Origin of the sequence: Candidatus Thioglobus sp. NP1 (genome assembly GCF_003326015.1) — a bacterium.
GTDB classification, from domain to species: domain Bacteria; phylum Pseudomonadota; class Gammaproteobacteria; order PS1; family Pseudothioglobaceae; genus Pseudothioglobus; species Pseudothioglobus singularis_A.
In genome coordinates, this window is sequence record NZ_CP023860.1 from 1,375,543 (window position 1) to 1,389,371 (window position 13,829).

Below are 13,829 nucleotides of genomic sequence, written 5' to 3' on the forward strand. Positions count from 1 at the left end.
GTTAGATTTCTAGACGCATTATTATACCGTTTTCTGCACTTGAAAGTTTATTTGAGTTTGACTTATAGTAGTTTTTTCTGATGGAAATTTCCTTAAAACCTTGATTCAAATAAAAGGATATTGCTGATTGATTACTCTCTCTAACCTCCAGAAATACCTCTTCAATTAATCTATTTTTTAATTCTTTATACAAATAACTCATTAGCAAACTTCCATACCCTTTTCTTTGATTATTTGGATTGATGCCAATATTAAGAATATCTGCAGTTTCGCTAGCTAACATTACGATTAAATAGCCAATAATATCTCCCTCATAAGTAGCAGAATAACAAAGGTTATTTGGGTTTTTAATACTCTCTTTAAGTTGAGTTTTAGTCCATGGATAACTCGAACTACTTGACTCTATAGAAACAATATTATCAAGCTGGCTTAAGTTAAGCTTATTAAAGGAAATACTGATAGGCTTTATTGTCAGTTTCGTTTTTATAGAAGTAGCCTAATTCATCAAATCTCACTTCTAGTTCGCTAACATCATCTACTTGAAGACCAATAAGGACTCTTCCAAAATCAGCGCCATGGTTACGGTAATGAAATAATGAAATATTCCATTTTGATTTTACTTTTTTTAGAAAATTTAAAAGGGCGCCAGGTCGCTCAGGAAATTCAAATCGATAGATAACCTCATTCTCAGCATTTGCATGACCACCAACCATATAACGAATATGTGTTTTAGCCATTGAGTTATCACTCATGTCAATAACTTCAAATGACTTACCAAGCCTTGTTATTAACTTCTGTTTCTCAGACTCACCATTTGTTAATTTAATACCAACAAAAATATGAGCATCTTTTTTTGCCGAGAAGCGATAGTTAAATTCAGTAATTGAAGTATTATCAAGTAACTCACAAAACCTTAAAAAACTTCCTGGCTCCTCTGGAATTGTTACAGCAATAATAGCTTCATTTAGTTCACCTAAATCTGCTCTTTCTGCAATATATCTTAATCGATCAAAATTAACATTAGAGCCAGAAACTATCGAGACAATATTTTTATTTTTAAGTTTATGTTCTAATATATATTTTTTAACTCCTGCAGTTGCAAGCGCTCCAGCAGGCTCAGATACTGAGCGAACATCCTCATAAATATCTTTTATAGCCGCACACATCTCATCATTACTAACTAATACAACATCATCTACTGCCTCTTTTGCTATTTCAAATGGAAGAGCTCCAATCTGTTTTACAGCAACTCCATCAGCAAATCTTCCCACGTCATCAAGTATTACTCGTTCATTTGCTTCAAGCGCTTTATATAATGTTGGAGAGTCAATAGGCTCAACACCAATAACTTTAATATGAGGCGCATAATGTTTGATATAGCTTGCCATTCCTGAGATCAGACCACCTCCACCCACGGGTGAAAATACAAAATCAACTTTATCAAGCTGTGATAATATTTCCTTAGCAACTGTAGCCTGTCCTGCTATAACATCAAAGTCATCATAAGGACTAATGAAACAAAGATCTTTCTCAGCAACTAACTCTTTTGCATATTGAAATGCATCATCATAAACATCACCATGGAGAATAACCTCTGCACCTAACTGCTGAACCGCTTGCACCTTTATTTTTGGAGTACTAGTTGGCATAACGATTATAGCCTTTATATTTAATTTACTCGCTCCTAGAGCGACACCTTGTGCATGATTTCCAGCAGAAGAGGCGATAACACCTTTATTTTTTTCCTCATCAGTCATAGAGCTCATTTTTTGATAGGCGCCCCTTAACTTAAAGGAGTGAATAATTTGATCATCCTCTCGCTTTAAATAAACTTGATTTTCAAGACGCTTACTCAATTGAACTGCAATTGATAGCGGTGAAACTTTAGCAACTTCATAGACAGAACTATTATCTGCCAAGTCAACTAATGCACTCATAGAGCTCCTTTAAATAATCTTCGATGATAATGATACTCAGTATTAGCAACTGTATTATCAAATGTTGATTGATTTACTAAAATTACAAAAAAAAATATAAATAATAAGCTTCAAAAAAATAATGATTGCTATTTTATGCAATTTTTGGTAAAAATTACCTTTTTTCTGAAAAGAAACAATAATGACTACTGAACCAAACTTTAATGAGATACTTGCCTATATTCCAAAAAAAGGTGAAGAATTTATGTCTAAAGGCCAACAAAAACACTTTATTCATAAGCTTAATGTATGGCGTGAACAGTTGGTTTTTGAAGCTGAAAATACTATTAATCACATTCAGGAAGACTCTGCACCTGTTGCTGACATTAATGATAGGGCGACCATTGAAGAAGAATTTGCTCTTGAGCTCAGAACAAGAGATCGTGAAAGGAAACTAATTAATAAAATTGATAAGACACTTCACCTAATTGATATGGGTGATTATGGCTACTGTAAAACTTGTGGTATTGAAATTGCTCTAAATCGTTTAGAGGCTCGTCCAACAGCTGATAAATGTATAGATTGTAAGACAGTAGAAGAAAGAAAAGAAATATAACTCTTAGAAGTGCTTATATGAGTTACTGGGGCCATCGTATCCTTTAATTTTTAATTTTTTAGTGTTATTTATAACACCAATTTTTGTAATTCTTACTTCACATAACTCTGATATCGATTTCAATAATTGTTCTTGAGTTTTTGGGACTGTAAAACATAGTTCGTAATCATCGCCTCCACAAAGAGGGACTGACCAATCATTATTATTATTAACATAGTTTAAAAGGGATTTACTTAGGGGTAAGTTTCTGACATCAATTTCTGCACCAACATTTGATGCTTTTAAGATGTGTGATAAATCTTGCTCGAGTCCATCAGAAATATCAATACATGAGTTAGCAATTTCCTTTAAAGCTTCTCCAAGATTAAGTCTTGGAAAAGGCCTATTTAGACTTATAAGCTCATCTTTAGTAGGTTCTAACCCACCAAAAATCTTCTTCAAACAATGAGCAGCATCACCAATATGACCAGATACATAAATAGTATCGCCAACTTTGGCATTTGATCTCAAGATTGCTTTTGAATTCTCAATAACTCCCATTATTGTTATTGAGATATTAAGAGGTCCTCTAGACGTATCACCTCCAATCAAACTTACCTTAAACATCTCAGAAGTAAGCTTAAGTGACTCAGAGAAATCTTTAAGCCAAACTTGATCTAACTTTGGAAGGGTGAGTGCCAATGTAAAATATTTAGCTGTTGCGCCCATTGCAGCTATATCACTTAAGTTAACTGCAAGAGACTTATAAGCTATATCTGAGGCTGAAGTATCTTTAAAGAAGTGAACGCCTTCTGAGAGAATATCTGTTGAGGTAACTAATTGAAAACCCTTGTTGATATTAAAAATAGCAGCATCATCTCCAATTCCAGTTGCAATTGTTGAGTCATTGAGTTGCCAATCAAAGTAACTTTGTATTAACTCAAACTCATTCATTATTTTATTCACTCAAACCTTTTAAATGAAACTTAATACATTCTGAAAGAGCCAAAAGGTCATACCCTCCTTCTAAAAAAGATATTATCCTGCCATTACTATAATGATTAGCAATATCAACTATCTCTTTAGTTAATGTATAAAAATCATTAGAATCCAAATTTACCGTAGCTAAAGGATCTCTTTTATGTGCATCAAAACCAGCTGAAATTAAAATTACTTCAGGTTGAAATTGGCTGACATTTTTTAAAATCCTTTCTTTAAAAATTTTTAAAAAATCACTACTACTTGTTCCAGACTCAATTGGAGCATTAAATATATTTCCAACACCTGTTTCAGATTCTAAACCAGTTCCTGGAAATAGTGGATGTTGATGAATAGAAGCATAAAGAACTGATTCATCATTATAAAAAATTTCTTGGGTACCATTTCCATGATGGACATCAAAATCAATGATGGCAATTCTTCCTACATCATATCTAGATTGTAAATAACGCGCAGCAACAGCAACATTATTTATAAAACAAAATCCATTTGCTCGAATTGTTTCAGCATGATGGCCAGGTGGACGAACTGCACAGAACAACCTTTTAGAATTACCCTTCATCATTTCGTTTACTGCACCAATGCCAGCACCACAGGCTCTTAAGATCGCTTCTTTGCTATTACTACATAATAGTGTATCTGCGTAAGGCTCTTTTTCAACACCTACCAATCCATGACTGGGGATCATTGAAAAAAGTTCATCTAAATAAGACTGAGGATGAACAAGATTTATACTTTCAAAATCTGCTAATGGAGCTTCTTTTAGGGATATTGAAGGACTATTAATATCTTTAATTGAATTAAGGATACTCTCTAATCGCTCTTTTCTTTCAGGATGATTTTCACCATTATCTTTGATGAGACAATCATTATGGGAGTAAACCGTTATATTTTCCATTCAATCCCTTATTCTTTTGATTTTAAAAATCTAAATTCTTAAAAAAAGTTTGAAAAAGAACTACATATATGCGTTCTCTTTATGCGAATGGTCTGTTGCATCTAGGACAGCTTCTATCTCTGGATATAGCCCTATAAGCTGTTTTTCTACACCGTCTTTTAAAGTCATATTAACTGAGCTACAACCCTGACATCCTCCACCAAAATTAAGCACAACTTCATTCTTTTTTGTTATCTCCACTAAGTCTACAAAACCGCCATGAGAGGCTAAACTTGGATTAATCTCAGTGACAATCGTGAATAATATTTTTTCCTGAAGTGGCGCATCTTCCTTAGGAGCTTCACCCTTAGCATTAGGTGCGGTAATAGTTAATTTCTTATTAGTTCCATCAAGCTTGATAGCTACATGTGAATCTCTAAGATATTCATTATTACTTTTATCGATAAACACACTAAAGCCTACAAAGGGAAACTCATTATAACTTTCAGGTAGATCACTTTTAATACAAAAGTTAAATGTAACTGTTGCAACTGGCGTTCCTGCCTTTTCAACATCGACCTTTAAGCCTAAATCTTTCTCATCCTGTTGCTCAAAAAGATCAGCAACATAAACTTCTGCTTCTTCTGTAATACTAAACATTTGACCTCCTAAATACAATATTATCAATTAGTCGTGTTTCAGCTAATCTTATAGCTGATATTATAATAATTTCTTTGGTGTTAGTCGTGATTTGTTTAAGGTTATTTGCATCGAGCACTTCTAAATACTCAACTTGAAATATATTACTTAGATTATTAAAAGCCTGCTGCCTTGATAATTCAATAGGCTCATCATTAATTATTAGTATTTTTAATTTAGTAAGTTGTTCAAATAAATTAGGTGCTAATGAACGATCTTTTTTGGTCAAATACTGATTTCTAGTGCTTTTTGCTAAACCGTCCTCATCTCTTTTAGTTGAAATTGAATGAATATCAACTGCCAAATCTAAATGGCTTACTAAAGATTTAATAATAAGAAGTTGTTGATAATCTTTTTCTCCAAATACAGCATAACTTGGATTTACAATCTCAAATAGGCGCTTAACAACCTGTGCTACTCCATTAAAGTGAGATGGTCGAGAAATACCACAAAGTATTTTGCCTAAATCACCAACCTCATAATCAGTTGACATTCCATCTGGATAAACCTCGCTAACACTCGGTATAAATAGAACATCAACATTTTTTGCTTCCAGAAGAACTATATCGTTTGCGATGACCTCTGGATAAGTATCAAAATCTTCACTTTTAGAAAATTGAGTAGGATTAACAAAAATACTAACTACATTTATATCTGCAAGTTCTTCAGCTCTTGTTATTAAATCCAGGTGTCCATCATGCAGCCCACCCATAGTTGGAACTAATGAAACTTCTTGAGCATTCTTTCTGCAACTATTTAAAAAAGATTGAAGATCAACCGCTTTATCAAATATTTGCATTAATAGCTCTCACTTTTAGAAGGGAAGGTGCCTTCTTTAACCTCTCTAACAAAGGCAGAAACTGCTCCAGCAATGGTACCTTCTGAATTCATAAAATTTCGAACAAAACGAGGCTGTTTTCCTGAAGTGATTCCAAGCATATCATAACAAACAAGTACCTGTCCATCACAGTCAATTCCCGCTCCAATTCCAATCGTGGGGATAATTAATTTTTCACTTATTTTTCTTGCTAAATTTCCTGGAATGCATTCAAGCACGAGAGCACTTATTCCAAGAGATTCCAGTAAAACTCCATCACTCAAAATTTTCTCAGCAGATTTATTATCTCGACCTTGAATTTTATATCCACTAGAATCTACAACAAGCTGAGGCTGAAGACCTAAATGTCCACAGACATTGATATTCTCTGAGATTAAGGCATTAATTACTTTTAGATGCTCACTACCACCTTCAATTTTAACCATATCAGCGCCCTTGGCAATTAATTGATTGGCATTTGCTACTGCAGAGTCAGCATTATTGTAACTTTCAAAAGGCATATCAGCAATTATTAAGGCTCGATTACATGCTTTTGATACGATTTCAGTATGGTATGACATATCACTCATCGAAACTGATTGTGTATTGCTTGAACCTTGTATGACCATTCCAAGTGAATCGCCAATTAAAATTATATCCACACCTGAACCATCTATAAGACTTGCCATAGAAGCATCATAGGCTGTCAAACAGGTGATTTTTTGACCTTCCTTTTTAAATATTTTTAGTTCTGAGTGTGTCATAATTTAATTAAATCTGAAATATCAATTCTATCCACCAAACCCTTAATTGATCCGAATAAAGGAACTTTTAAATCTGCCTCAATCTCAAATAGAGGCACTAAAACGAAAGCTCTATTAGTCATCTCAGGATGAGGAATATTCAACCTATCATTTGAGATAATTTGCTCTCCATAGAGCAAAATATCTAAATCAATTGTTCGTGACCCCCATTTAACATCTCTAACTCTATGCTGATTTTCCTCTATTTGCTGACAAATTTCTAATAAATCAAGTGCGCTAAGTTTTGTTTCAATTTTACATACTGCATTAATATAATTTGGTCCAGGTATATCCAAAAGTGGCTTAGACTTATAAAAACTGGATAAAGTCATGACTTCAATATCATTACATTCGCTTAAGCTATTTAAAGCACTTACTAGTTGAGCTTTTGGATTATCTAAATTTGACCCAAGACCAATATACGCTAGCAATTAATTATTGTCCCTATATGTTGGCCATCAAAAATCCTTATTAATACCTTCTCTTCCCTGCCCCATGCAATATTAGAAGTTGTTTTAGATTCTGCAGCTTGCTTCGCAGCCATAACTTTAGAATACATTCCACCAGAGCCCAGAATCCCTCCTGTTTTTCCAGCAACTCTCTCTAATTTTTCATCATCATAATGGATTTCATTTATCAATTTTGCCTCACTATTATTGCGAGGATCATCATCAAAAACACCATGCTGATCAGTCAAAATAATTAATTTATCAGCCTTAATGAGATTTGCAACAAGTGCTGCCAAAGTATCGTTATCTCCAAATTTAATCTCTTCTGTAGCAACTGTATCATTTTCATTAATTACTGGCACAGTACCAAGTTTTAATAAATTTTCTAGAGTAGCAGAAATATTTTCAAAGTGCCTAGCATTTGTTAAGTTATCTTGGGTTAAGAGTACTTGTGCAGTATGGACATTATGCCGAGCAAATAAATATTCATAAGCTTGAACTAAACCCATTTGACCAACCGCTGCAGCTGCCTGAAGTTTATGAATATCACTTGGTTTTTCTTTCCAACCAAGCCTCTTCATCCCCTCAACAATTGAGCCACTTGAAACCAATACCACGTCTATATTTTTTGACTGAAGATAAACAATTTGTTCAACCCATTCAGAAATTAGATTCTTATCGATCCCTTGTCCATTTTTAGTAAGAAGTGCAGATCCAATCTTAACTACCCAACGTTTATTATTCATTTTTTTCTTCGATTAAATCATACAGTCCAAATATTAAGGATTTACATCCCATTCCATTTAATGCCGATATAGTAAATGAATTTCCTTTATATTTAACTTTTTTAAGAAAATCTTTAATAACTCTATCTCTTTTAATTTCCTCAATAAGATCAATTTTATTAATAGCAACTAATCTAGGTTTTTTAAAAAGATTATCATCAAATTTTTTTAATTCTGACTCTATAGTTAGATAATTACTTACTGGATTTGAACCATCTGCTGGCAAGATATCAACCACATGCAATAAAGCTCTTGCTCTTGAAAGATGTTTAAGAAATTCAAAGCCAAGACCTACGCCCTCACTAGCTTTTTCCAGTAATCCTGGAATATCAGCCATAACAAAATGATTATTACCTGCCTTGACCACTCCTAAGTTTGGATGAAGAGTTGTAAATGGGTAATCCGCAACTTTTGGTCGGGCACCTGATATTTGTCTAATTAAACTTGATTTGCCTGCATTAGGCATACCCAAGAGACCAACATCCGCCATGACATTTAACTCAAGCCCAATTTCCCTAACTTCACCAGCTGTTCCAGGAGAGGTTCGTCTTGGAGCACGATTAATTGAAGACTTAAAGCGAGCATTACCTAAACCATGAAAGCCACCTTTTGCAACCAAAAGATTTTGTTCATTTAGTGTGATTTCACCTATTACTTCATCTGTTGCAAGATCAATTACTTTAGTACCTAATGGCACTTCAACATAAAGATCTATAGCTGACTTCCCACGTCGATCACTACCCATTCCAGGTTGTCCATTTTTTGCTCTGAACAAACGGTTATATCGAAATTCACTTAAAGTGTTAAGTCCTTCTTGACCTTTAAGAAAAACATTACCACCATCGCCACCATCACCACCATCAGGCCCACCATCAGGAATATACTTTTCACGACGAAAACTCAAACATCCAGCGCCGCCCTTTCCGGCTTCAACAACTACACTGGCTGAGTCAACAAATTTCATAATTTCAGTAATAAATAATTTTACAAAAATATTAATTTAATATCTAAAGACTAAAATAACAAAAACATAATACAAAATAGTTGTTATAAAAGTTAACTGATAAAGCTATAATATTAGGCAATTATTATACCTTTTTTTCTTTATCAGCCCTAGTGAGGATTATCGAATCAAACTATAGAGTTTTTATTTTCTATTCGTTGCCACCTTTGAATTACAAATGAAAAACTCCTTATTAAAAAAAAATCTAATAAATGAATAGGTTTATTTACACAATACTGATGTATCTCAGCTTGCCATTTGCTGTCCTTAGAATTTTAATAAAAGACAGTAAAAATAAATCTTGGAAGCAAAAGCTTAAAAATCAATTAGGCTATGTGAATAATCTTCAAGGGAAAGTAATTTGGATTCATTGCGTATCAGTAGGAGAATTTAATGCAGCTAAGCCACTAATTGATCAATTATTAAAAAAATATCCTTCACATAAGCTGGTAATTACCACAACTACTATTACTGGTGCAGATGCAACAAAAAGTCATTATCAAAATAGAGTGATACACTATTTTTTTCCTTTTGATTTACCCTTTATTGTAGGTTCCTTTATAAATAAAATTAATCCTATTACTTGTATTTTATTAGAGACAGAAATTTGGCCTAATCTTATAAACAGTCTTAATAAAAAAGCTATCCCTGTAGTACTTATCAATGCACGTCTTTCGGAGCAATCTTTCGATAAATATCAAAGATTTTCCTCAAAACTTGTTGAAAAAACTATCAATCAGTTTACGTTTATTGGCTCTCAAAATAATCCATCTAGGGAACGTTTTTTATCTCTTGGTGCGTCACCAGATAAGGTTATTATGGTTGGTAATTTGAAGTTTGACAGTCATGAAAAAATTAACTCAGCTTTGGATGAAGAAATAAGATTAATAGTTGGTAAAAGAGATATTATAGTTTTTGCAAGCACTCGTAATGGGGAAGAAAATCAAATTATTCAAAGTTATAATAATCTCAAAGAAAAATTTGATGCTCTTCTATTTATCATCCCAAGACATCCAGAAAGATTTGATGAAGTTTTCAATATGGTTAGTAAAACTGGTCTCAAGGTTGCAAGGAGATCTGAAAATCTTCAATGTAGCAATATGGATGTGCTAATTGGTGACAGCATGGGTGAAATGATGGCCTATTATAAATTTTGTCATATAGCTTTTATTGGTGGTAGCCTCTCAAATACTGGAGGACAAAATATGCTTGAAGCTGCCTCAGCATCTAAACCTATAATTTTTGGCCCAAGTATTCATAACTTTGAGGAGGTTGCAAAGTCTCTTCTAAAGAGGAATGCCGCTATACAAGTTGGAAATTCTGATGAATTAATGCAAACTATTTCTGAATTACTTTTAGATAAAAAAAGACAATTAATACTTGGTAAAAATGCCAAATCTACCTATGAAAAAAATCAAGGTTCAATTAATAAAGTTATAGAACTTATCACCCCTGTTATCGAATCTTAAATAAGAGGAGTTATGCGCCTTCTTTTAAATAAATTTCGCTGTCATTATTTATAAATTCTTCTGATTTTTTATCCATTTCGATCTGAATCTCTTGAATTTTTACTATTGTGTCGTTATCAAGGTTCTTAATATCCTGAGAGATTTTCATTGAGCAAAACTTTGGTCCACACATAGAACAAAAATGGGCCGTTTTTGCAGCTTGCTTTGGAAGTGTCTCATCATGAAAGCTTCTAGCAGTATCTGGATCAAGCGCGAGATTAAATTGATCTTCCCATCTAAACTCAAATCGGGCTTTTGATAGAGCATTATCTCTAACTTGAGCTCCTGGATGACCCTTAGCAAGGTCAGCAGCGTGAGCAGCTATCTTATATGTAATTATTCCAGTCTTGACATCATCCTGATTAGGCAATCCTAAGTGCTCTTTTGGAGTTACGTAACAAAGCATTGCACAACCATACCAACCTATCTGAGCAGCTCCAATAGCTGATGTAATATGATCGTAGCCCGGAGCTATATCAGTTGTTAGGGGGCCAAGTGTATAAAAGGGTGCTTCACCGCACTCTTCTAATTGTTTTTCCATATTATCTTTAATCATATGCATTGGAACATGTCCAGGGCCCTCAATAAATGTTTGAACATCATGTTTCCAAGCAATTTTAGTTAGCTCTCCCAATGTTTCGAGTTCGCCAAATTGGGCTGCATCATTAGCATCTGCAATAGATCCAGGTCTTAAGCCATCACCTAATGAAAATGTCACATCATAAGCCTTCATGATTTCACAAATATCTTCAAAATGAGTATAAAGAAAGCTCTCAGTATGATGAGCTAGGCACCATTTAGCCATAATTGAGCCACCTCTTGATACAATTCCAGTTACTCTATTCATGGTAAGTGGGACGTACTTAAGACGGACACCTGCATGAATAGTAAAGTAGTCAACCCCTTGCTCTGCCTGTTCAATCAAAGTGTCTCTAAAAACCTCCCAAGTTAAATCTTCAGCAACACCTTTAACTTTTTCAAGAGCTTGATAGATAGGAACAGTTCCAACAGGAACAGGTGAGTTGCGAATAATCCACTCACGAGTTTCATGAATATTTTTTCCCGTTGAAAGGTCCATGATAGTATCAGAACCCCATCGAACTCCCCAAACCATCTTTCCTACCTCTTCGTCAATAGATGATCCTAAAGCTGAATTACCAATATTTCCATTAATTTTAACTAGAAAATTTCTGCCTACAATCATAGGCTCAGTTTCTGGATGATTAATATTGTTAGGAATAATTGCACGACCCCTAGCAACTTCATCTCTTACAAACTCAGGGGTAATAATTTTCGGAGTTGCAGCACCAAAATTTTCACCTTCATGTTGTCCAATTTGATCTTGATATTCTTGCCATAGACAATTTTCCCTGATGGCAATGTACTCCATTTCAGGGGTAATAATTCCTTTCTTGGCATAATGCATCTGAGTAACATTTTTTCCTTTCTTTGCCTTTCTAGGAGCCTTTAAATGTTCAAATCTCAGCTCATCAAGTTTATTATTATTAAGTCGTTCTATAGCAAATTTTGAACTTACACCATCAAGAACTTCAGTGTCATCACGCTCCTCTATCCAATTAGATCGGATTGAGTCAATTCCATCTCGAAAACTTATTTTTTTACTTGGATCTGTATATGGACCAGAGGTGTCATAAACATTGATTGGATCATTTTTTTCGGCTAGATCACCAATCGTATCAGTGAGCTTAATTTGCCTCATTGGAACTCTAATATCGTCACGCGATCCTTTGACAAAAATTTTAGTAGAGTTGGGAAATGGTTTAACGAATGCCTCGTTAATAGTTGATAGACTGGTAAGTGTTTCGGATGATTGCTTCATTATTGTATAATTTAGTTAATGTTACTTTAGGAAAGTTAATGTCTATTTTAACTCATCGACTAAGAAGAATGAGGAAACACGAATTTAATCGTTCACTAATTCGTGAAAACTCTTTAAGTGCTAGTGATTTAATCTACCCTTTATTTATTGTTGAGGGTGAGAACAAAAGAGTGGAGATTGACTCGATGCCGGGCATTGAAAGACTAAGTATTGATCAATTATTAGTTGAAGCAAAGGAAATAGTTGATTTAAAAATTCAAGCGATTGCACTTTTTCCAGTAATTTCATCTGAAAAAAAATCTCTTGAAGCTGAAGAATCATATAATTCTGATGGTCTTATTCAAAGAGCAGTAAGAGAGCTTAAAAGAAATTTTCCCAAATTAGCAGTCATTACTGATGTTGCTCTAGACCCTTATACAATTCATGGAATGGATGGTATTACAGATTCTAAGGAATATGTATTAAATGATGAAACAGTCGAAATTCTTATCAAGCAAGCAATTTCTCATGCACAGGCAGGTGCTGATATTGTTGCTCCTTCTGATATGATGGATGGTAGGATAGGTGCTATTAGAAATGCACTTGAAGAAGCTGGCTTTATTCATACCAATATACTTGCCTACTCAGCAAAATATGCATCAGCCTTTTACGGTCCTTTTAGAGATGCTGTAGGTTCTGCAAGTAATCTTGGCAAAGCAGATAAAAAAACCTTTCAAATGGATCCTAGTAATTCTAATGAGGCAATACGTGAAGTTGAACTTGATATTGCAGAAGGGGCAGATATGGTTATGATAAAGCCTGGTCTTCCATACCTTGATATTGTTTCAAATGTTAAACAAACCTTTGGAGTACCAACTTTTGCTTATCATGTAAGTGGGGAGTATGCAATGTTAAAGGCAGCAAGTCAAAATAAATGGATTGATGAAAAACAAACTGTTCTTGAAACGCTACTTTGCTTTAAAAGAGCTGGTGCTGATGCAATTTTGACTTATTATGCTAAAGATGCTGCAAAATGGATTCAAGATAGATAATAAAACCTACTTAATAAAATAGAAGAAATTAATGAACCAGAAAAAAATATTTTATTTACTTTCATTAATTACAATATTTTTTGTTGGTCATTACTATTCACAGTTTAATAATAAGGCTGCTAATCCCGAAACTATTTCAATAAATACTGGGATTCCTATTGAGCAATATGATGACGATATATTAAATCTTCAATTACTCCTAGATGAGCATGATAGTCAGCTTATTTCAGCCCTTGATAAACTTCAAATCACAAAGCAAAAACTTAATCTTTCATTAAGCAAGATACAAATACTTGAAAACGAATTAATTAAAATTAATAAAATATACAAACTAAATGAAGTTGAATTAAAAGAAGCTAATATTCGAATTTTGAAAAGTAAAGATAATATAAATATATTTACAAAAATGTTAGCTGATACTGAGCTTGAATTGGAGCTTTCAAAATTTGAACTTGAACTTGCAGAAGATCGGCTTCACTCTCAATAAAATTTTCTAATTACATTTAT

At 33.7% G+C, this 13,829-nt stretch carries 15 protein-coding genes; 4 read left to right on the forward strand and 11 right to left on the reverse strand.

Annotated elements, in window-relative coordinates; genetic code table 11:
- Position 1: 1 nt before the first annotated feature.
- Positions 2-487: a ribosomal protein S18-alanine N-acetyltransferase gene (gene rimI, locus CRN91_RS07065; protein ID WP_114115730.1), complete on the reverse strand. Its 486-nt coding sequence runs from the start codon at positions 485-487 to the stop codon at positions 2-4.
- Positions 444-1,937 carry a threonine ammonia-lyase, biosynthetic gene (gene ilvA, locus CRN91_RS07070; protein ID WP_114115731.1) on the reverse strand — a complete coding sequence of 498 codons (1,494 nt, stop codon included), beginning with the start codon at positions 1,935-1,937 and terminating at the stop codon, positions 444-446. Before ilvA ends, rimI begins: the two co-directional genes overlap by 44 nt.
- Positions 1,938-2,118: 181 nt before the next feature.
- On the opposite strand from ilvA, the gene dksA reads away from it, so the two are divergent.
- Positions 2,119-2,532 carry an RNA polymerase-binding protein DksA gene (gene dksA / locus CRN91_RS07075; protein ID WP_114115732.1) on the forward strand — a complete coding sequence of 138 codons (414 nt, stop codon included), beginning with the start codon at positions 2,119-2,121 and terminating at the stop codon, positions 2,530-2,532.
- A 3-nt stretch (positions 2,533-2,535) separates the two neighbouring features.
- Here dksA and thiL read toward each other — a convergent pair whose 3' ends face one another.
- From thiL to cgtA, 8 genes are read right to left on the reverse strand one after another with little or no spacing between them, the layout of a single operon-like run.
- A complete protein-coding gene (gene thiL, locus CRN91_RS07080) occupies positions 2,536-3,465 on the reverse strand; it encodes a thiamine-phosphate kinase (RefSeq protein WP_114115733.1) in 930 nt (309 codons plus the stop codon).
- Between the two features lie 4 nt (positions 3,466-3,469).
- Complete coding sequence (locus CRN91_RS07085) at positions 3,470-4,408, reverse strand: histone deacetylase family protein (protein WP_114115734.1); 939 nt, start codon at positions 4,406-4,408, stop codon at positions 3,470-3,472.
- Positions 4,409-4,468: 60 nt separating this feature from the next.
- Complete coding sequence (locus CRN91_RS07090; RefSeq protein WP_114115735.1) at positions 4,469-5,047, reverse strand: NfuA family Fe-S biogenesis protein; 579 nt, start codon at positions 5,045-5,047, stop codon at positions 4,469-4,471.
- The gene (panC, locus tag CRN91_RS07095; RefSeq protein ID WP_114115736.1) at positions 5,040-5,885 is read right to left on the reverse strand and encodes a pantoate--beta-alanine ligase; all 846 of its coding nucleotides are present in this window, start codon (positions 5,883-5,885) and stop codon (positions 5,040-5,042) included. The genes CRN91_RS07090 and panC overlap by 8 nt, the downstream gene beginning before the upstream one ends.
- On the reverse strand, positions 5,885-6,667 hold the full coding sequence (gene panB, locus CRN91_RS07100) for a 3-methyl-2-oxobutanoate hydroxymethyltransferase (protein ID WP_114115737.1): 783 nt from the start codon (positions 6,665-6,667) through the stop codon (positions 5,885-5,887). The genes panC and panB overlap by 1 nt, the downstream gene beginning before the upstream one ends.
- A complete protein-coding gene (folK, locus tag CRN91_RS07105) occupies positions 6,664-7,137 on the reverse strand; it encodes a 2-amino-4-hydroxy-6-hydroxymethyldihydropteridine diphosphokinase (protein WP_114115738.1) in 474 nt (157 codons plus the stop codon). The genes panB and folK overlap by 4 nt, the downstream gene beginning before the upstream one ends.
- Positions 7,131-7,901: a glutamate 5-kinase gene (proB, locus tag CRN91_RS07110; RefSeq protein WP_114115739.1), complete on the reverse strand. Its 771-nt coding sequence runs from the start codon at positions 7,899-7,901 to the stop codon at positions 7,131-7,133. The genes folK and proB overlap by 7 nt, the downstream gene beginning before the upstream one ends.
- A complete protein-coding gene (cgtA, locus tag CRN91_RS07115) occupies positions 7,894-8,904 on the reverse strand; it encodes an Obg family GTPase CgtA (protein WP_114115740.1) in 1,011 nt (336 codons plus the stop codon). Before cgtA ends, proB begins: the two co-directional genes overlap by 8 nt.
- A gap of 251 nt (positions 8,905-9,155) precedes the next feature.
- Between cgtA and CRN91_RS07120 the strand changes: the two genes are divergently transcribed.
- Positions 9,156-10,412, forward strand: a complete 1,257-nt coding sequence (locus tag CRN91_RS07120; protein ID WP_114115741.1) for a 3-deoxy-D-manno-octulosonic acid transferase — start codon at positions 9,156-9,158, stop codon at positions 10,410-10,412.
- 10 nt (positions 10,413-10,422) lie between these two features.
- On the opposite strand, the gene thiC is transcribed toward CRN91_RS07120, so the two are convergent.
- Positions 10,423-12,291 carry a phosphomethylpyrimidine synthase ThiC gene (thiC, locus tag CRN91_RS07125; RefSeq protein ID WP_114115742.1) on the reverse strand — a complete coding sequence of 623 codons (1,869 nt, stop codon included), beginning with the start codon at positions 12,289-12,291 and terminating at the stop codon, positions 10,423-10,425.
- 38 nt (positions 12,292-12,329) lie between these two features.
- Here thiC and hemB point away from each other — a divergent pair, with 38 nt between their 5' ends.
- Both hemB and CRN91_RS07135 read left to right on the forward strand, forming a co-directional pair.
- The gene (gene hemB / locus CRN91_RS07130) at positions 12,330-13,322 is read left to right on the forward strand and encodes a porphobilinogen synthase (RefSeq protein ID WP_114115743.1); all 993 of its coding nucleotides are present in this window, start codon (positions 12,330-12,332) and stop codon (positions 13,320-13,322) included.
- A 31-nt stretch (positions 13,323-13,353) separates the two neighbouring features.
- Positions 13,354-13,809 (forward strand): hypothetical protein, encoded by a 456-nt coding sequence (locus CRN91_RS07135; protein WP_114115744.1) that lies wholly within the window; start codon positions 13,354-13,356, stop codon positions 13,807-13,809.
- The last annotated feature ends 20 nt before the right edge of the window (positions 13,810-13,829 follow it).